The organism is Bacillus sp. HNG, assembly GCF_003400205.1.
Lineage (GTDB): Bacteria > Bacillota > Bacilli > Bacillales > Bacillaceae_L > Ferdinandcohnia.
Map to the genome: position 1 here is coordinate 248,196 of NZ_QUQV01000006.1, position 18,002 is coordinate 266,197.

At 37.3% G+C, this 18,002-nt stretch carries 18 protein-coding genes; 8 read left to right on the forward strand and 10 right to left on the reverse strand.

What is annotated here, in order from left to right:
• Positions 1-15: 15 nt before the first annotated feature.
• From DZB84_RS13360 to DZB84_RS13385, 6 genes are all read right to left on the reverse strand, one after another.
• Complete coding sequence (locus tag DZB84_RS13360; protein ID WP_116352760.1) at positions 16-273, reverse strand: hypothetical protein; 258 nt, start codon at positions 271-273, stop codon at positions 16-18.
• A 204-nt stretch (positions 274-477) separates the two neighbouring features.
• Positions 478-720 (reverse strand): Imm59 family immunity protein, encoded by a 243-nt coding sequence (locus tag DZB84_RS13365; protein ID WP_116352761.1) that lies wholly within the window; start codon positions 718-720, stop codon positions 478-480.
• A gap of 213 nt (positions 721-933) precedes the next feature.
• Positions 934-1,278 (reverse strand): hypothetical protein, encoded by a 345-nt coding sequence (locus DZB84_RS13370; protein WP_116352762.1) that lies wholly within the window; start codon positions 1,276-1,278, stop codon positions 934-936.
• 451 nt (positions 1,279-1,729) lie between these two features.
• Positions 1,730-1,957, reverse strand: a complete 228-nt coding sequence (locus DZB84_RS13375) for a hypothetical protein (RefSeq protein ID WP_116352763.1) — start codon at positions 1,955-1,957, stop codon at positions 1,730-1,732.
• Positions 1,950-3,182 (reverse strand): glycohydrolase toxin TNT-related protein, encoded by a 1,233-nt coding sequence (locus DZB84_RS13380; protein ID WP_116352764.1) that lies wholly within the window; start codon positions 3,180-3,182, stop codon positions 1,950-1,952. The genes DZB84_RS13375 and DZB84_RS13380 overlap by 8 nt, the downstream gene beginning before the upstream one ends.
• 24 nt (positions 3,183-3,206) lie before the next feature.
• Positions 3,207-3,977, reverse strand: a complete 771-nt coding sequence (locus tag DZB84_RS13385; protein ID WP_189655241.1) for an SseB family protein — start codon at positions 3,975-3,977, stop codon at positions 3,207-3,209.
• A gap of 220 nt (positions 3,978-4,197) precedes the next feature.
• On the opposite strand from DZB84_RS13385, the gene DZB84_RS13390 reads away from it, so the two are divergent.
• Positions 4,198-4,734: a ribonuclease H-like YkuK family protein gene (locus tag DZB84_RS13390; RefSeq protein ID WP_116352766.1), complete on the forward strand. Its 537-nt coding sequence runs from the start codon at positions 4,198-4,200 to the stop codon at positions 4,732-4,734.
• Between the two features lie 535 nt (positions 4,735-5,269).
• On the opposite strand, the gene DZB84_RS13395 is transcribed toward DZB84_RS13390, so the two are convergent.
• The 4 genes from DZB84_RS13395 to DZB84_RS13410 all read right to left on the reverse strand — a co-directional run bounded on the left by DZB84_RS13395 (position 5,270) and on the right by DZB84_RS13410 (position 9,794).
• On the reverse strand, positions 5,270-5,884 hold the full coding sequence (locus DZB84_RS13395; RefSeq protein ID WP_116352767.1) for a PH domain-containing protein: 615 nt from the start codon (positions 5,882-5,884) through the stop codon (positions 5,270-5,272).
• A 143-nt stretch (positions 5,885-6,027) separates the two neighbouring features.
• A complete protein-coding gene (locus DZB84_RS13400) occupies positions 6,028-7,131 on the reverse strand; it encodes a GerAB/ArcD/ProY family transporter (RefSeq protein WP_116352768.1) in 1,104 nt (367 codons plus the stop codon).
• Between the two features lie 20 nt (positions 7,132-7,151).
• The gene (locus DZB84_RS13405) at positions 7,152-8,243 is read right to left on the reverse strand and encodes a Ger(x)C family spore germination protein (RefSeq protein ID WP_116352769.1); all 1,092 of its coding nucleotides are present in this window, start codon (positions 8,241-8,243) and stop codon (positions 7,152-7,154) included.
• Between the two features lie 27 nt (positions 8,244-8,270).
• Positions 8,271-9,794 carry a spore germination protein gene (locus tag DZB84_RS13410; RefSeq protein ID WP_116352770.1) on the reverse strand — a complete coding sequence of 508 codons (1,524 nt, stop codon included), beginning with the start codon at positions 9,792-9,794 and terminating at the stop codon, positions 8,271-8,273.
• Positions 9,795-10,289: 495 nt separating this feature from the next.
• Here DZB84_RS13410 and rlmD point away from each other — a divergent pair, with 495 nt between their 5' ends.
• The 7 genes from rlmD (at position 10,290) to DZB84_RS13445 (ending at position 17,992) form a co-directional block, all read left to right on the forward strand.
• Positions 10,290-11,660, forward strand: coding sequence for a 23S rRNA (uracil(1939)-C(5))-methyltransferase RlmD (gene rlmD / locus DZB84_RS13415; RefSeq protein ID WP_116352820.1), 1,371 nt, complete (start codon positions 10,290-10,292; stop codon positions 11,658-11,660).
• Between the two features lie 304 nt (positions 11,661-11,964).
• Positions 11,965-12,642, forward strand: coding sequence for a GntR family transcriptional regulator (locus DZB84_RS13420; protein ID WP_317616456.1), 678 nt, complete (start codon positions 11,965-11,967; stop codon positions 12,640-12,642).
• Between the two features lie 121 nt (positions 12,643-12,763).
• A complete protein-coding gene (locus tag DZB84_RS13425) occupies positions 12,764-13,783 on the forward strand; it encodes a TRAP transporter substrate-binding protein (RefSeq protein ID WP_116352771.1) in 1,020 nt (339 codons plus the stop codon).
• Positions 13,784-13,837: 54 nt separating this feature from the next.
• Positions 13,838-14,395 (forward strand): TRAP transporter small permease, encoded by a 558-nt coding sequence (locus DZB84_RS13430; RefSeq protein ID WP_189655242.1) that lies wholly within the window; start codon positions 13,838-13,840, stop codon positions 14,393-14,395.
• Between the two features lie 18 nt (positions 14,396-14,413).
• Positions 14,414-15,697 (forward strand): TRAP transporter large permease, encoded by a 1,284-nt coding sequence (locus DZB84_RS13435; protein ID WP_116352773.1) that lies wholly within the window; start codon positions 14,414-14,416, stop codon positions 15,695-15,697.
• A 100-nt stretch (positions 15,698-15,797) separates the two neighbouring features.
• Entirely contained in the window at positions 15,798-16,817 is a 1,020-nt protein-coding gene (locus tag DZB84_RS13440; protein WP_116352774.1) for a zinc-binding alcohol dehydrogenase family protein, read from the forward strand.
• 206 nt (positions 16,818-17,023) lie between these two features.
• The gene (locus DZB84_RS13445; RefSeq protein WP_116352775.1) at positions 17,024-17,992 is read left to right on the forward strand and encodes a cation diffusion facilitator family transporter; all 969 of its coding nucleotides are present in this window, start codon (positions 17,024-17,026) and stop codon (positions 17,990-17,992) included.
• Positions 17,993-18,002 lie beyond the last annotated feature (10 nt).

Consider the following 18,002-nt stretch of genomic DNA (forward strand, 5'->3'; position numbering starts at 1 on the left):
TCCCAATTTTAAAAACTAGTTTGTTCTATTAGATAGATTATGAAACTTGTTCAATCCTCTTACCCGTTTGATAAAATTTTCTAGTGCTTTTTCCTCGGAATCGAAATCTTTTTCAGAAATAGCATTGGCGCGTTCGTCTGTTGTGGAAACCTTCCAGGTATTACCCTGTTGACTGATTAACACTTCGTTCGGACTAATATCATGATCGTTAAACCAGTTAAAGAATTGTAGGTTCTCGTCTTTGATTATTTTTATTGCCTGTTCTTTCGTCACTATAAACATATCTCCTCTAAGAAGGACTAATTAGGAAGTCAGGGATTTTTTCACATTTTTAAAGTAACTACTCTTCAAATTCACTATCGAGTTTTTCAGCCTTATCCAATTCATTTTAAAATATTAGTGGGTCATGGATGAAATTCCCGGTATTTAAAAATTGTTCAACCAATAGATTAGGGGGTAGGCAACTTTAGATATTAATTAAAGGCTCTTTAGAATCTTATCAGCTCTTAAACGTTCAATAAATTCGGTCAGAGCATCACTTTCACTTTGAAATTTGACTTGATTTCTAATGTAGGCACGTTCGTCAGCAGAGTATACTATCCATATATTATCTTTCATAATAATTCCAACTTCATCATGGGAAGTATTTCGCTGGGAAAACCAATTATAATTCTGGAGATTTTCAGTCTTAATAATTTTCAAGGCTTCTTCTTTAGTCATTTTTTCACCCTCTTCTTACTGATATCCAAGAAAGGATTTAGGACCCAGGGTGCATCAGGTTCAACTAACTATAACAGCTGCCCAACTGCTCTTTGATTTAGAAACTAATAACAATGAGGAAAAAAACGCTGATTATTAACTTCAGCGTTTCTTGTATTGCTTACCCCAAAGGAAAATTTCAAGGTTTGCTTTTAGTATAAATCGAAAAGTTAATCATCTGATTCCTGAAGCTTTCTTAGCTAAAGGCAACAGTTCATCCAGTTCAGACTTCGTAAATAATTCCTGGTTTTCTGGAACTTTTAAGAGTAGTTCTGGGGATTTTTGTACAAAAGCCTTGTTTATTTCTGCTTCTTCCTCCACACCTGATGGCCATTGTCCTGTTTCTGCGTAAATCATTACTTCATGAGCGTCTTGATCTGATTTAATCGCTTTTTCCATATTCCGTTTAGAAATTGGATAAAAAACTGGCTCATTATATGGTCCCAGCGCCCAAGAAATTTTATATTCTCCATCTTTCTCGATAATTGCAAATCCATTTCCACGATGTATTTTTTCCATTCTTTCTACCTCTCATTGGGTTAAGTCTAATATAAATACAATTGCAAGCAAAGTAGAGGCAACCTAGTAACAATAATCTAGCTGGTTTATTTAGATAGATTAATTATGAAAATGTTCAGTCCTCTTACTCGTTTGATAAAAATTTCTAATGCTTTTTCCTCGGTATCAAAGTCTTATTCGAAAATTGCCATTTGAACGCTCATCTGATGTGGAAACCTTCCCCGTATTTCCTTTTGACTGTTTAACACTTCGTTCGGACGAATATCGTGATTATTAAACTAGTTAAAGATTGGAGAATCTCGTCTATGATTAATTGCATTGCTTGTATTACAGGCTGGTTCGCCCACTTTAAGATTGGCTTGTTAATTTCTACTATTGCAACAATGTCATCAAATGCAACCTGCTTTTGGTATACGAGTTGCTCATTCTTTCTAAAGACATAGGCATTACCTTAACTCAATAATTCCAAAACGTTTTTATAAAAATAATTACAAGCTTCTTCTTCGGAAGTGAATTTTTGCAATTGTGATTTCATACCACGCTCACTGTAATATACTTCCCAGATTCCATCTGCATTGTTTAGACATAATGACTCATTTGGTAATCCTCCATCCAAACTAAATAAATCTTTAGGAACCCCAGAACTTATTAATAATTGCTTTAATTCAACTTTATTCATATTTTATCACCCTTCTGAGCATGCCTTGCTCAATTAATTTTTTTACAGACTGGTCGAACTCATACTGAATCCCATGACCTGGTTCATCAAACCACGGAGCGATTTTTCCTGATTGAACGTTTACTGGTTTTGTTACAACATATACATTATATGGTTTTAAAAATGTCTCCGGCGCTAATGCGCGCATTTCATATGGGACACCATACGGCGAGACAAAAGTCCCGCCCTCGTAGCCAAATCTATCTATAATTGTACCAGGCTTTAATATTTGAGTTTCAGTCTTTCCTAATACACCACGATTAGGTGGCCAATTGATTTCGCCATCGGAGGAATAGTATTTTGGGTTTGATTTTACTATTTCATAATTTTTTTCATTAATTACTGGTTTTGGGTAATTTGTTTCTATACGATTCTGTCGATGAAGTTCCTTCCACTCTGTACGGGTAATATCTCTTTCGTGAGGTTGAGGTTTATATCCTTTAGTAAATATTTCACCAGTAACCTTAGAGGATTTCTCTACGCTATTAATCTTTTCCACATCATCAACAACCCTAACCCCACCGACCTCGTCAACAACTTTTACACCTTTAGTCAATTTTACCGCTTTATCTACACCTTTTGTACCTACAATTGCGAGGGCAATCTCTCCAAAAGCACGCCCAAACCAATTTCCTCGGCTTTCGGCATCACCGTTGATCACATCTTCGTTCCATGATGTTTTGATTGCATCCCATATTCCTTTTGCGGTTTCGACCGGGTGTTGGATGACATGTACGAGCCCTTTAAAGGTTTCAACAGGATGAGTGATGATGTTCCAAATTCCTTTAACTGTGTCTACACCGACGTCCCAAAGACCAGTTGCAAATCCTTTTACGGAGTTGCCCACGACTCCAAAAAAATCCCCAACCGATTCCCAGAATGATTTTTTTGGGGGCTCGGTTAATTTTTGTGAATTAGAGTTTACTTGTTTATCCGCTTGTTCATAACGAGCTACACTAGTATCCACGAAACTATGTAGTTGGCTGAGACGTTTTTCTAGAGCGTGGATGGAGGATGACATGGAACTTAAATTTGCACCAATCCCTTGCCTGCTTGTGATTTGACTGTCAATTGTATAGCGTAGACTAGAAAGACGACTCTGTGTATCAGTCAAATCAGAAGTGATTTCTTTTAGCCGACTGTTTGAGGAACGGACACTATTCACTTTAATGTCAATTTGAGCCATTTCTTTACCTCCTTTCGTGAATCCTTATCGGAACATGGAGTTTAAATCATCTATGGTTGTTCGAATATAAAAGGGCTCGTTTCCGTTAATGATAGAATTTGTTAGTGGTAGATCCTCAACCAGGATAAGGATTTCAATTCGTTGCTGAGAATTTTCATTAGCCACTTTATATACCTGTAATAATAGTTCCTCGGCACTTTCCTCTTCTTGATCTAGGGTAAGTCCAATCAAAGGGATTGGATTGCTTGATCTAGAGGGATTATAGATATGTGTAAAATAAGCATTTTTGATAGTTGGGAAGTTTTTAAGTTTGCTGGAAATAACCTCAAGGAATTGCTGTGGGGTCTCTGTCATCTGGTTCATTAGGAAATCCTGTTTTTCTTCAAGGTCTAACTCCTCAAAAAAGTAATGAAGAATTCTTCCATCACGTAATGTTTCTAGTTCCTCTTGGATGATCTTTTTACTGATATCAAAACCAGGATTTAGCACCCAGGGTATCTCAGGTTCAACTAACTGTAAGAGATTACGTGTTGTGATTTTTATATACTTATATTTTCCTCTATAAATCTGGTTAAACTTCTCGATACTGGAGTAAACAGGTAGGACAAGTTCATTATTTACTTCGATATGTTTCAACTGGAGTATAGGCTCTGAAGTTTTTTTATCTGAAGACACTGTGCCGATTACAACAATCTCTAAATCCATAAAAGCTTTATAAAAATAATAACGCTTCATCGGATTCGTAATGGCTTCTGACAGAAGGGTATCAAATGGGTCGATGGATTGTTTTTTCATTTTTTGAACATACACGCTCCAATTTAGGTTTATGGTAATATTATACAATTTGGTTACAGGTAAAAATAGGTAATAAAGTACTAGGTAAAATGACATATTTTTGCGTCGTGGACATCCAATTTTTGTACCATATTATCAATTAACACACATTAACCTGTTTCCGGTCATAAAATGTATAAAAGCAGGTCGACAAAAGACTGGAAAGTTGTGATATGAATTTATGAAAAACAATTCAAACCATCACTTCTTATTTAAAAATCTAAAGGAAAAACGAATGTCATTTGAGCGAGTTTTTGAGCGTATAAAAGAGTTCATGCGATCTGAACCTAGTGGAAAATATAGGCTCATCATTGGTACAGATTCCCAAGTGCATCCAAGGCAAACCACCTTTATAACCGGTGTTGTGATACTTAATGAAGGAAAAGGTGTGTGGGCATGTATTCGAAAAGTGGTTGTTCCAAGAAAAATGGATCATCTGCATGAGCGAATTTCCTATGAATTATCCTTATCGGAGGAAATTGTTTCATTATTTACTGAGGAAAAGAAAAATCAACTAATCGATATTGTACTGCCACATGTGTACGATGGCGCTTCATTTACAATGGAAGGGCATATCGATATTGGGGCAGGGAAGAGGAATAAAACACGAGAATTTGTGAAGGAGATGGTTACACGAATGGAAGCGATTGGCGTGGAACCTAAAATAAAACCAAATGCATTTGTGGCTTCTAGCTACGCAAACCGTTACACTAAATAGGTCTGAAATTGGGGTGGATACACACCTTGCACGGTAAAACGGAATCGGTGCCTGGCACCCAGCGAATTGGAAATCTTGCACTATCGCTGGGAATCAGGCACTGATTTTTTGCTTTGGATTTAACCTGCTGGGGGATAGGTTGGATGAAAAGGAAGAGGAATCGAAAACTAGAGCGGAATCTCTTTCATAAGTGGGTTGAAGAGGAAAAGGAATCGAAAACTAGAGCGGAATCCCCTTCATACGCGAGATGAAGAGGAAGAGGAATCGAAAACTGGAGCGGAATCTCTTTCATAAGTGGGTTGAAGAGGAAAAGGAATCGAAGTCTAGAGCGGAATCCCCTTCAGGCAAGATGAAGAGGAAAACCAAACCGAATCGTGTGCGAAATCCCTTTCATGCACTAACTGATCCACAAAACTAATCTAAATCCAAACCAGAATTTCCTTCAAACTCCCTCTAGCCCCCACACCCATGACAAAACGGCATTCTAAAGCCAACTTAAATCAACTTTTCGAACGCCGTCAAAACATACAACTTATTAGTTATTAATATACTTTTCGAATACTTCACCAAAGTCTTTTCTGTGGTATTGAGCACGTGCTGAGGACATCCAGGAGAAGCTGTATTCTGTCAATTGTTTATATTCCTCAGCCAGACCGACATCTGAAGTTCTTGAATTATGCAGCACTGAAACGGCTTTATCCAGACTATTGATCGCCATATCGTACATGACATTATTTTCATGGATGATCTCAGATATATACACGAGTGCTTTATATAAATCATTTAATTTATCAAGCTGTCTTTTATCCACATCAATACTATAGGCCTGGTTTCCTAGATTAAATTTGATCTCAATATCTAAGTCTACTCTACCAGCTGTTTCAAGGAACACATTTGTAATTTTATGCTGTGAATAGGGATAGCGCTTTAATACCCTTTTAGAAGAAACGGCATTCGCACCGTCAACATGGATGAATGCAATGTTTGTGAAACAATACTCATCAGCCTTTGTTTTGATTAAAAAGTAAATCTTCTCATTATCCTCATGACGTATGTAATCATTTGCGTCCGTCTTGTCATAATCCTCAGGGCCAATAATTTTTCCAATGTCAGATAAACCTAATGCATCTGCTGCAAATTTTTTTAACATGAAAACTCCCCCTTCATTTAACTATAGCTCCGACTTCATTATATCGTGTTTATTGAGTGGATATAACCAGAAATTTTACTGCTGAAGTACTATAAAACCAAGAAAACCAAAAACAGGTGGAGCAACAGGTCGTGTAGAGTCTCTCAAGCATTCTTTTGCTTTTTTATTTGATGACGAATAAGACTAATGATGAATAGAAAAGGGATGTAGCCGAATAGAAATAACATTCCATTATATTTAATCATTTTTGAAATTAACTGTGTGTAATACATATCAATCAGGAAGCTATTGGTGAATAAATAAGCAACTAGAAAAACGATTAGGATATAAGTCTGTTTTATCTTTGGAATGGTATGTTTAATGGCCCTGACAGCAGACCAAAGGTAAATACAGATAACAGGTATAATAACTAAGAGCCATGTGAATATAAAAATAAATTCAAATCGCTCCAAAAAGGGAAGTTGAATGATTTTAATCATAGTTAAAGTTGGCCATGTTAGGTGCTGCAATTTACCTTGAGAAAAGAACATAAACGTAAGAATGGTTACGCCAACATATAGGAGGGTGGTGTATAATAAAGCAATATGCCCCCATTTGGTCGCCTTTTTCCCATTTTTAATAAAAGGAAAATAAACCAGTGCTGTTTCAAACCCTAGAAATAATGGAACGGATTCAGAAGCAGATATCAAATAGTCTTTTACATTATGGTAGAAGAGTGGGAAAAGGTATGATACTTCGGCAAAGCCTATTAAATAAAAAAAGGATAAGGTCAAGAAACCAGGTATAATCACACCCCAAAATGCAATTCCAGTTATGACGCGAAATCCCCCTGAGACGAGATAGTAAACAAGGCAACATAGAAGAATAGCATACTCCCAGCTAGCAATTCCATTGAATACCCAAATTTGGAGGGCATCAATATAGGAATACAAAACTCCTAATCCAGCTAAAGAAAAATAAACCGCTAAAACAATGTTTAATGCTCCCCCTACATACTTTCCAAAAACATCTTTATGAAATGAAAGAATATCCCCGGCGGTAGATTGTTTTAGGATAAATAGCATCATGAAAAACAATAGATGGAGGCTTAAACCTAGGACAAGTATCGAAATCCATGCATCATGGCCAGCACCGTTAATCACATTTCCTTGATACTTTAGTACAGTGATTCCAGTTTGAGAGGCGTGGATTAGAAAGAATAGGAAATAGGGTGATACCAGTTTATTTTCGCTCATTTTACTGTTCATTATTAACCATCCTAGTCTAGCTAGCCTTGAAGGCCGGAATGTATAATCTCTAAATGCACGTCAACATTTATGGGTAAAGAAGGGTATTGCTCATAAAAGGATTTTTCATCCCAGTTTCTATCCTGAGATCGAATGATATTTCCAATACCTATCGGATCGACTCCTTTTTCTTTGAAAGTATCCAAAAGTTTATCTGTGTCATTCTTTACATTTTTTTCAATTAATTCTTTGATAACCTTAATATCATCTGGATTCTCCAAATCAAATCGTTCAGGACGATCTGTGATACTCCAGATGAGATCTAATTTGAGATTTAATTGCTCCTTATTTTTGATCCACTCCCACGACTTTTTACTTCTAAACCCCTGAATAATGATGTTTTCCTTCCGATCTTCATGATCGTAGTCTACTTCATAAGTTGCCTGAGTTCGAAAATCCTCTAGAATGGAGAAAATAAACGTTTCTCTTACATTTAAGTGAAGCTTGAGCTTATCATCTTTGAAAATACCAACCTGATCTACCTGAAGCTTATCTTCCTCATCTATCGTTAGCATAGGTACATACGGATCCAATCCTTCACCGTAAAAGTGATTTAAGAAGACATGAAGGTTCATGCGTGGGATCAGTTGTCCCGTCATATTATGTTTGATCTGATCAGCTAATGTCAGGTCACCTTGTTTTTTAAAGGTCTTAAGGGTTTCTTCAGCGCTGTGTGTTGAAACAGCAATTTGTATATTGGTAGCTATTTGTGGTTGCACAAGAAGTCGATCTACCACATCGCGAATGCCAGTTTTGGCAAATTCATTACCAATCACTATAACCCTTATTTTGGCTAACTCAACGGGGGTACTCGTATGAGTCCCCATCCTGGGTGATAACAGAGCAACTGCGTCCGATTTCTCCTGTAAATAATGAATTTTAGTGCTACTCTTACTATGGGTGTATTCAGGAAATAAAGCGGTGCCAATCACTTCTCCGTTATCATCTATATCAAACCCAAAAATATGGACAATGCTCAATTTATCGACAATTTTCGTTCTTGAACAGCCTACTAGGCTAGATATACAAACAAAAAGTAAGACAAATGTTAAACTTTTTCTCCATTTACCCATTTTATCTCTGCTTCCTTATTAAAAAATTTATTCTGAATTCAATCCATCATCGGGGTCTTGGGCATTAGCAGGAGCATAACGTTCCTTGCTCAATGGCCTAACGTACTGCGGACGTGAATTTAGATTTGTAAAATCAGGTCTTACAAAGGAACCAAGAGCCCACCCTTTTCTATATGGATAAAGTGGAATCATATATGGAACCCCCAATGATTTTAGTCGAGTTAAATGACCGATTAGAAAAAGAATCCCTACATAGATACCTAAACCTCCCCAAATGGCAGCACATATGATAAATGGATATCGTAACATTCTTACGGCAGAAGACATTTTATAAATAGGCGTTGTAAAGGAAGCTAAGGCGGAAAGAGCCACTATAATTAATAAAATATTACTGGTTAATGCTGCTTCAACAGTAGCCTGACCAATTACAATGCCTCCAACAATTCCAAGTGTTTGTCCAACTTTAGTGGGGAGTCGTGCTCCAGCTTCCCTGAGAAGGTCAATCGTTACTTCTAGGAACAAAACTTCAATAACGGGAGGGAATGGAACATTGGCTCTCGAATTAATAATAGGACCAAGTAAGTCCTTCGGTATAACCTCAAAATGGTAGGTTAAAATGGCTACATAAAAGGAGGTCGCAAAGATAGAAAATATCATGCCAAAAATCCGTATTAATTTAAAAAAAGATGCAATCAACGTTGGAAGATAAAAATCCTCTGGATTTGAAAAGAAATCCATTAGATTTACAGGGCCAATTAAGGCGTAGGAGGACTTATCACTAATCAGGACAATCTGCCCTACTAAAAGTCCTCCAACGGTTCGATCTATTCTCTCTGTAGAAATAAATAAAGGAAATGGTGATGTCGAATGATCGGATATCATTTGCTCCAACTGAGTATTGTCAAATATCGTATCAACGTCGAGTGCACGTACCCTTTGTTTTGCAGTGTTTACATACGCTGGATTCGTAACTCCTTCTAAATATGCAATCACAACCTTAATCCTGGACCTTGTTCCAACTACCATTTCTTCAAAAATAAGATCAGGTGAATCGAGATGTTCTCTTAGCATATGAAGATTTGTCCCAATGTCCTCAATGAACCCAACCTTAGGTCCAATTACACTAAATTCATTCTGTGTATCATTTGTTTCCCGTTGCCCTAATCTCGCATTACCAATGTTAAGTAGGGCGAATTCATCCATTTGATTTTTGAAGGATATGGCAACGGCCCCTTGATGAAGAGCTTCTTCGATTTGCTGAGGGTTTCTTGAAATGGTAAAGTCCTCTATTGGGATGATATTTTTCAAATTAGAGAGATGCTCTATGTCTACAGCCTTCTCTTTTAAAAATGGTAATAATGATTGCTGCAGAATTTTGCTATCAACTAATGTTTGAAAATAATTTACGACAACCTTATCGTTATTCTCAATTGGTGCAATTGTGGAAAAATCACTCGATTTTTTCGCCTTTTCAAATACTTCTTCTATCGTTTTTTCAACCGTTTCATAACCTGTATCTAACTGTTTTCTTTCTTTCTTTTTTCGAAACATACCTCCACCCAACCCTATACGCATAGTTCCAAATGCTTTCTAAATAGTATTTAACAACAAAGAAGGGAATATTCACCATTTAACTCCCAGCTGTTTCAGATAAACTTCGCTGACGAGATCAAAAGTTTGTGATGTTGACGTTAATAAAAAAATATGGGGTTCAGAGGCAAATTCGGTGGAGTTGACACAAAAAGTGGGATTTAGACTCAAATCCGTACGAAATCGACGAGAACAATCCCATCCAAACGCAAATCCACACCAAGGTAATAATTTCCCCTTTGTTGAAACCAACACTAATAGAATGTTAATACTTTCTAGGGTTATAAGAATTCCAAATTTGCGTTTTGTGCTTTATACTTGGTTAGTATGCTGTAAAATAGGATAGAAATGGACAATGCCTATATTTTTTTTAACCAAATAACATGTGAAAAGTTACACTTCCATATAGATAGGTAGATTTTAGAGGAGGAACAGCAATTGGCAAAACCAGAAACAATGATTGTTGAAATAAAAAGTTTAGATGAAAAGGGTTCGGGCCGGGCAACGGTATGGCGCGAGAATGAGCAGGGCAATAAAAAGAAACTAAAACTCACCATTCCACAAACATTAATTGGGGAGCAAGTTCGAGTTACTGTTGACCAGCCAGATAGAAAGCGCTGGAGAACACCGGTAGAGGAAATCCTAACATCAAATGAACAAAGACTTGCACCGCCTTGTCCTCATTTTGAAAAATGTGGTGGCTGTGTATGGCAGCACTGGGATTACCAAGGTCAACTTCAGTACAAAACGAATTATGTAAAACGACAAGTGGAATCACAAGGTTTCAGCCCTGACCTTGTTAATGACACCATAGGAATGGACGAGCCTTGGCATTACCGCAATAAAATGGAATTTACCTTCTCACCTGAAGGGGCGCTTGGCTTACATGAACAAGGAAACTTCCGAAAGATTATTTCACTTGAAACTTGTTTAATTGCAGGTGTAAAAATGGTTGAAGGTGCAATGGAAGTTGCGCAGTGGGCAAAGGATCATCAGTTAGAAGGGTATAACAAAGATGAGCACGAAGGACTTCTTCGCCATCTCATGGTGAGACAATCCTTTGCTACTGGTGAAATCATGTTAGCCCTTTTTGCAACCGAAGCACCTGAAGGGCATCTTCAAGGAGCCGCAGATGATTTAGTGAAACGCATCGTAGAAAAATTCCCTGAGGTAAAAAGCTTATTATGGCTTGAAAATACGGACTGGGCTGACCGTACCCAATCCGAAAAAACACATGTATTAGCGGGTCGCGACTTTATTTACGATGAAATGGATGGCTATCGATTCCGTGTTTGGTTTGATACATTCTTCCAAACAAACCCAACTCAAGCTCAAAAATTAGTCGACCTAGCGATTGAAATGGGTGAGCCAAAGAAAACAGAAAAAATGATTGACCTTTTCTGTGGGGTAGGAACATTCTCACTTCCATTCGCAAGCCGTGTTGAAAAGCTTGCTGGAATTGAAATTGTTGAAAGTTCAATTGAATCTGCAAAACGAAATGCAAGTGACAATGGTTTAACAAACACCTATTTCTTAGCAAAAGACGCTAGAAAAGGAATTGATGAGGTACTTGAGAGCTTTGGAAGACCAGAGTTGCTCTTACTTGACCCTCCACGTTCTGGTGCTGGTGGCAAAGTGATGAGAAGAATTGGTCGTTCACAGCCTGAAAGAATCGTCTATGTTTCATGTAACCCAGAAACTTTCGCAACGGATATTAAAGAACTCGAACCGTTTGGATATACATTAAAAGCTGTGCAACCAGTGGATTTATTCCCACATACAGTTCACGTAGAAGCGGTGGCATTGCTTGTCAGAGAAGAAAATTAAGGGCGTCTCCCAGTAGGTTAAAATGTAACTTACTGGGGGAGGCATTTTTTTATCCGAAAAAAATGAAGGTCACTTCGTATAAATGTTTAATAATGTCCTTCATTAATTCTAGAGGAGTGAAAATCGCTAAAAAATTGTCGAAAATAATTGAAATTTGAATACGTTTTCTCTTTACAACATGGCATTTTCAGTATATATTAAATTATGACAAACTTGTGTACAAGTATACAACAGTAAGAGAAAGGGAGATAAAAACTACTATTATACTAGTTTTGTAGGGATTATTTATAAGGTAAGTGAGTTGATGGTGATGGAATTTCCTTCTATAGCTTTAAAAGGGACTTCTCTTGGCGAAATGATTTCAAGTGAATTACGTTTGAAAATAATTAATAAAAGTATTGCTCCTGGAACAGTACTGTCTGAAAACTCGATCGCAGAGGAGTTTGGGACTAGCAGATCCCCAGTACGAGAGGCGCTCAAAACCTTATCAAATGAGGGGCTTATTCGACTAGAGCGTATGGGTGCGGTCGTCCTCGGCTTGTCCCGGAAGGATATAGAAGAATTGTACGATGTGCGATATCTAATCGAAACATTTGTCATCGAACGACTTTCAAAGATGGAGAATGAGGATCTTATCAAAAAACTAAACAAAATTCTTGATGAGATGATAATTGCCGCCAAGTACAATCAATATATTGAATTTACAATCCAGGATTTGAAATTTCATGAACTAATGATTGAGGCTGCTGAGCACAAAAGAATGCTTCATTTATGGAACAATATTCGAGACATTGTTTTTACGGCGTTGCTTGTTGCTACAAAAAAGAGATTCCTTGAACAATCGAATGAGATTAATTCATTGATAGAAAAACACCGAGTTTTAATTAATTCAATCGTATCAAAAGATCTAGAATTCATAAAAAACGTGGTTCATGATCATTTTGAAGATACGCGTGAAACAGTAACGAACTCAATATTTTAAAAGCATTAATTTTTTTTAACAACAACTTGTCGACAAGTATACTGGTGTACTGATTGTAAGCGTTACGATAATCATCAACCAAAATGAAAGGGCTTTATGTGATATGAGGAGGTAATATCGAATGAAAAAACTGAATGTTGGTAAAAAAACAATAATATTCCTTGTCTTTACAATGCTTGCTATCATACTTGCGGGATGCTCTGAAGCAACGAGCGCAAATAAAGGAATATTGGTCAAGGTTGGTACAACTCTGTCACCTTCCAACCCTGTCAATGTAGCTTTAAAAGAAGTATTTGAACCAGAAATTGAAAAACGGACAAATGGTAGGTACAACGTAGAAATTTATGATTCCGGACAACTTGGTGGAGAAAAACAATTATATGATTTTACTCGTAGTGGAATTGTAGAAATGACGGCAATCGGAACAGTAATGTGGAGCGAGGTTCCGATGATGGCGACTCCTGACTTTCCATTTGTATTTAAAGATGTTGCACATGCAAGAAGAGTTTATCAAGGAGAAGTAGGAGAATATATTGCCAAGAATTTTGAGGAGCAGGAGCCAATTAAATTCTTAGCATGGAATCCAAACGGTGCTCGTGTATTTAGCTCAAGCTATCCAATTAAATCCCCAGAAGATTTAAAGGGGCAAAAATTGCGAATGCCAAACAATCCAATCCATGTGAAATTAGCTGAATCTTTAGGAGCAAACGTTGTCATCATGGACCTTGGAGAAGTATTCACAGCTTTAGAACAAGGTGTAGTGGATGGGCAGGATAATCCAATGTCTACTTTTAGACAAGAGGGTTGGTTCGAGGTTCAAGATTATATTTACGAGACAAACCATATGGTTTCATCAAATGAGCTAATGATGAGCAAAGAATTTTGGGATACATTGTCTGAAGAAGACCAAAAAATATTCCAGGAAGTTGCTCTGGAAACCTCTAATCGAACATGGGATATCTATGAAAATAGTATTGAAGACGACCGAAAGTTCTTAGAAGAACAAGGGATTGCTGTAGAAACACCATCTGACGAAGAAAGACAGCAATTGATTGACGCCGTTCAACCAGTCTATGAAATGCTATATGAAAAATACGACTGGGCCGAAGATATGATCAATCGGATTCGTTCAGTAGAGTAGAAAATGTAAACGCAACCTTTTATTTTTGAAAACATTTTTATGGAGGGAAAAGACATGTCAAAGTTTAATGACAGGCTTTTTAAAGGGATAGATTACCTACTCGGCATTATGCTTGCCTTAATTGTCTTCTTTGTCTTTTTAAATGTCGTCTTACGTACGGTATTTAATTCAGGCTTAACCTGGTCAGAAGAGATTGCAAGATATCTATTCGTTTATATTACGTATATTGGTGCAATTGGCGCGATGAGGTCGAATGTCCATTTGGGTATGGACTCTGTGATGCATAAATTACCACAAGGTTTAAAACGAGTTACTTATATTATTGCTCAAATTATTATTATTATCATAATGATTATGTTAACTCACGGAGCATATACAATGACACTACAAAGTGTGGAGGCACGAGCAGCCGCAACTGGGATTCCGCTATCAATTATCTATGGAGTAGGAATGCTAACTGGAATTTGTATTGCGCTTATTTGTGTGACAAACATCGTAAAGGTTATGAAAGAGCCAGAATCAATTAATAAACTCATAACCTTACATGAATCAGATGAAGATGATGTTTTGGATAATATGAAAAATGACGATGAAGACAACGAGAAAAGGTAGTAAAGGGAGGTCGAACAAATGACAATGGTAATCTTCTTAGTCGCATTATTAGGAGCAATGGCAATCGGGATCCCAATCGCGTTTGCTTTACTACTTAGCGGCGTATTTATGATGATCTATTTAGGAGATTTTGATACTCAAATCCTTGCACAAAATTTAATGGTCGGCTCAGATAGCTTTGCAATGATGGCGATTCCGTTCTTTATTTTGTGTGGAGACTTAATGAACCGTGGTGGTTTAACGAAACGAATCATTGTTGCCGCAACCTCATTAGTTGGGCACATCCGTGGTGGATTAGGCTATGTTGCAATCTTAGCTATTGTACTTTTTGCTAGTTTAGTAGGTTCAGCCGTAGCTTCAACAGCGGCACTCGGTGCTATTTTGATTCCTATGATGGCAAAAGCAGGTTATAACCGTGATCGTTCAACAGCATTGATAGCAGCTGGAAACATCGTTTCACCTATCATGCCGCCATCTGTACCGATGATTTTATTCGGTGTTACAGCGGGAGTATCGATTACAAAATTATTTATTGCAGGTATCGCTCCTGCTATTTATATCTCAATTGCATTATGTATCGTTTGGGCATTTGTCGCAAGAAAAGATAAAGTAGAAAAACTTCCACGAGCAAGCTTTAAACAAATGGCAAAATCCTGTATAGACGCGATTTGGGCAATTTTAATGCCGATTGGTATTTTAACTGGACTTCGAGGCGGATTCTTTACTCCAACAGAAGCAGGGGTAATTGCAGTAGTTTATGCACTATTTATTGGTGTCTTTGTTTATCGTGAATTAAAACTAAAGGATATTTTTGAAAGCTTAATTAGTTCAGCAAAAACATCCAGTGTGATCATGTTCTTAGCGGCAGCAGCTATGGTTTCTGCTTGGTTAATGACAATTGGAAACATTCCTGAAACAGTAACCAATATTTTAAGTCCGTTAGTGGATAATCCATTATTACTTTTAATCGTTATCAATATTATTGTCATTTTAGTAGGAATGGCAATGGATGTTAACCCAACTATCTTGATTTTAACACCAGTATTAATGCCTGTTGTTAATGCTGCAGGTATTGACCCTGTGTACTTTGGATTATTATTTATTCTAAATAACGTAATCGGTTTATTAACACCACCAGTAGGAACAGTTCTGAATGTTGCAGCTGGTGCAGGAAAGATTAGTATTACCCGGCTTGTAAAAGCGATCATACCATTTCTCGTTGTTGAAGTTGCATTGCTATTCTTACTAATCTTTATTCCAGAGCTAGTAACAGTCCCAGTAGAATGGTTCTCAGGTGAATAAAAACAAACGACAGTTTCATTTACGATAGCTAGAAGGATAAGCAATAAGAAAACGAAACTATAACACTACTATTATATAACTTACATCAGGGGGAATTGACATGAAAGCAGTAGTCATAAACAAACCATTTGAAGTTGAAATAAAAGAAGTTCCAAAACCAGTCATTGAAGATGAACATGATGTCATAATAAAAGTGGTTTCTGGAGGAATTTGTGGTTCCGATGTAGGTATTTTTAATGGAACAAACTCATTAGCTACGTATCCACGAATTATTGGTCATGAATTTGCGGGTATCATTGAAGAGGTTGGAGCAAGCGTGACGAACGTAAAAGTTGGTGACCTTGTAGCAGTAGACAATGTAAATAGCTGTGGACACTGCTATGCATGTCGTACTGGACATCACAATGTATGTGAAACTGTTGAGGTAACAGGCGTCCATCGTGACGGTGGTTTTGCGGAATACGTGAAAATAACTGAAAAAAATGCCTATAAATTGGATGAGTCAAAAATCGATCGAGAAAGTGCGGCATTAGTTGAACCTTATTCAATTGGTGTTGAAGCAAATGAACGCGGACGTACCACAACTGGAGATAAAGTATTGGTTATGGGCTCTGGTCCAATTGGGATTGCCGTCATGCAAGTAGCAAAATCGCGTGGGGCTTTCGTAATAATGACGGACATAGTAGATAAACGACTAGACCGTGCGAAGGATATGGGAGCAGACCGAGTTGTGAATGTGAAGAACGAAAGCTTATCAGAAGCTCTCCAAGAATTTACGAATGGTGATGGAGCACATGTCATAATTGACTCTGTATGTTCACCACAAAGCCTTGAGGAAGCATTAGAACTAGTTGCTCCATCAGGACGAATTGTGACACTTGGAACAGGAAATAAACCTTCTTCCGTTCCTCAAGTAGCATTTACGAAAAAAGGAATCGATGTTTTGGGTTCTAGATTAAATAATAATCGTTTCCCACATGTTATTGAACTTTTTGAGAAGGGTGCTGTTCAACCAGAAAAAATGAAAACACATACCTTCCATTTTACAAAAATTGCTGAAGCCTTTGAGTTCTTGAAAAACAACCAAGCCGAAGTATGTAAGATTGTTTTAAAATTTTAAGATATCCCATTTTTAAAAGAAGACCATGTTAGGTCTTCTTTTTTAGTTGAATTCACTGGTTTTCACTGATTTAACCGCTATCCCAAAGTCCGCAATCCCCTATTAGCGTCACTATCCAATTTTTATATCCTGCACTTCCCCTAATAAATTTATTAAAAGTAATAAATACTACAATTATTACCAAGAAACAGCGACTGGAGGTCACTATGTCGAAAAAACAAGGTTTATTAAAGAATGGAAACAAGTCTTCTTTGATTGCGTCCATTGTGAACACGATTATTGCGATTATAAAAGGAGTTGCGTTCTTTTTCACGGGGAATGTCGCGATGTTTGCAGAAACGATGCATTCCTTAGGGGATGCCGCCAATCAATTTTTCGTGTATATAGGAAGTGCCTTAAGTAAAAAAATGCCGACTGAAAACTATCCAAATGGTTTTGGTCGACTCGTCAATCTCGTGTTACTCGGTGCTGTTCTCATCGTTGGAATTATGAGTTATGAAACAATCAAAGAAGGATTTCTTCATATTCAACATCCAACCGAATCAAAAGGTATTGCCATTAATCTTTCTGTATTAGGATTGGCCGCTCTCTTAGAGTCATACGTTCTTTTTAAGGCAATGAAAGAAGTTTTGCACGAAGCACATGTGGAGGCAAGTGGCTTTGCGGCTGTAGGCAAAAGCTTTAGTCATTTAGGAAAAGCAACGCCAGCAACAAAGCTTGTATTTATGGAGGATTTAGTAGCAACCCTTGGTGGACTTATAGCGATCATTGGGATTTTACTCTCCTATTATGGAGGTTTCCATGCTGCAGAAGGAATTGCTTCTATTATAATCGGTATAATGATGTTTTATGTCGTAGGTAAGGTATTTTTAGACAATGCAAAAGGAGTACTTGGCGAAGCAGACGAAGATCTAGAAAACAAAATTGCGGAGTTTATTTTTACAAATCCAGAAATAAAAGATATCCGAACCTTATTTGCAATGAAAGAGGGGGAGGATTTCCACATCGAAATGAAATTAGAAATAGAACCAAATATCACGGTCAAAGAAGCATTTCAAATAAAAGACCGAATTGAAGAAAAGATCCAGTCAATAAAAGGAGTGACTGACGTCATCATCGAATTCGTGGAAGATGACGGAGTCAAGACATGGACGCAAGGACTTATTCCACAATAAAACACGCAAA

Bases quoted from the DNA above. Each gene is read 5' to 3' on its own strand.
- DZB84_RS13365 (WP_116352761.1), bottom strand. From the start codon at position 720: ATGACTAAAGAAGAAGCCTTGAAAATTATTAAGACTGAAAATCTCCAG.
- DZB84_RS13370 (WP_116352762.1), bottom strand. From the start codon at position 1,278: ATGGAAAAAATACATCGTGGAAATGGATTTGCAATTATCGAGAAAGAT.
- DZB84_RS13375 (WP_116352763.1), bottom strand. From the start codon at position 1,957: ATGAATAAAGTTGAATTAAAGCAATTATTAATAAGTTCTGGGGTTCCT.
- DZB84_RS13380 (WP_116352764.1), bottom strand. From the start codon at position 3,182: ATGGCTCAAATTGACATTAAAGTGAATAGTGTCCGTTCCTCAAACAGT.
- DZB84_RS13385 (WP_189655241.1), bottom strand. From the start codon at position 3,977: ATGAAAAAACAATCCATCGACCCATTTGATACCCTTCTGTCAGAAGCC.
- DZB84_RS13390 (WP_116352766.1), top strand. From the start codon at position 4,198: ATGAAAAACAATTCAAACCATCACTTCTTATTTAAAAATCTAAAGGAA.
- DZB84_RS13395 (WP_116352767.1), bottom strand. From the start codon at position 5,884: ATGTTAAAAAAATTTGCAGCAGATGCATTAGGTTTATCTGACATTGGA.
- DZB84_RS13400 (WP_116352768.1), bottom strand. From the start codon at position 7,131: ATGAACAGTAAAATGAGCGAAAATAAACTGGTATCACCCTATTTCCTA.
- DZB84_RS13405 (WP_116352769.1), bottom strand. From the start codon at position 8,243: ATGGGTAAATGGAGAAAAAGTTTAACATTTGTCTTACTTTTTGTTTGT.
- DZB84_RS13410 (WP_116352770.1), bottom strand. From the start codon at position 9,794: ATGTTTCGAAAAAAGAAAGAAAGAAAACAGTTAGATACAGGTTATGAA.
- rlmD (WP_116352820.1), top strand. From the start codon at position 10,290: ATGATTGTTGAAATAAAAAGTTTAGATGAAAAGGGTTCGGGCCGGGCA.
- DZB84_RS13420 (WP_317616456.1), top strand. From the start codon at position 11,965: ATGGTGATGGAATTTCCTTCTATAGCTTTAAAAGGGACTTCTCTTGGC.
- DZB84_RS13425 (WP_116352771.1), top strand. From the start codon at position 12,764: ATGAAAAAACTGAATGTTGGTAAAAAAACAATAATATTCCTTGTCTTT.
- DZB84_RS13430 (WP_189655242.1), top strand. From the start codon at position 13,838: ATGTCAAAGTTTAATGACAGGCTTTTTAAAGGGATAGATTACCTACTC.
- DZB84_RS13435 (WP_116352773.1), top strand. From the start codon at position 14,414: ATGACAATGGTAATCTTCTTAGTCGCATTATTAGGAGCAATGGCAATC.
- DZB84_RS13440 (WP_116352774.1), top strand. From the start codon at position 15,798: ATGAAAGCAGTAGTCATAAACAAACCATTTGAAGTTGAAATAAAAGAA.
- DZB84_RS13445 (WP_116352775.1), top strand. From the start codon at position 17,024: ATGTCGAAAAAACAAGGTTTATTAAAGAATGGAAACAAGTCTTCTTTG.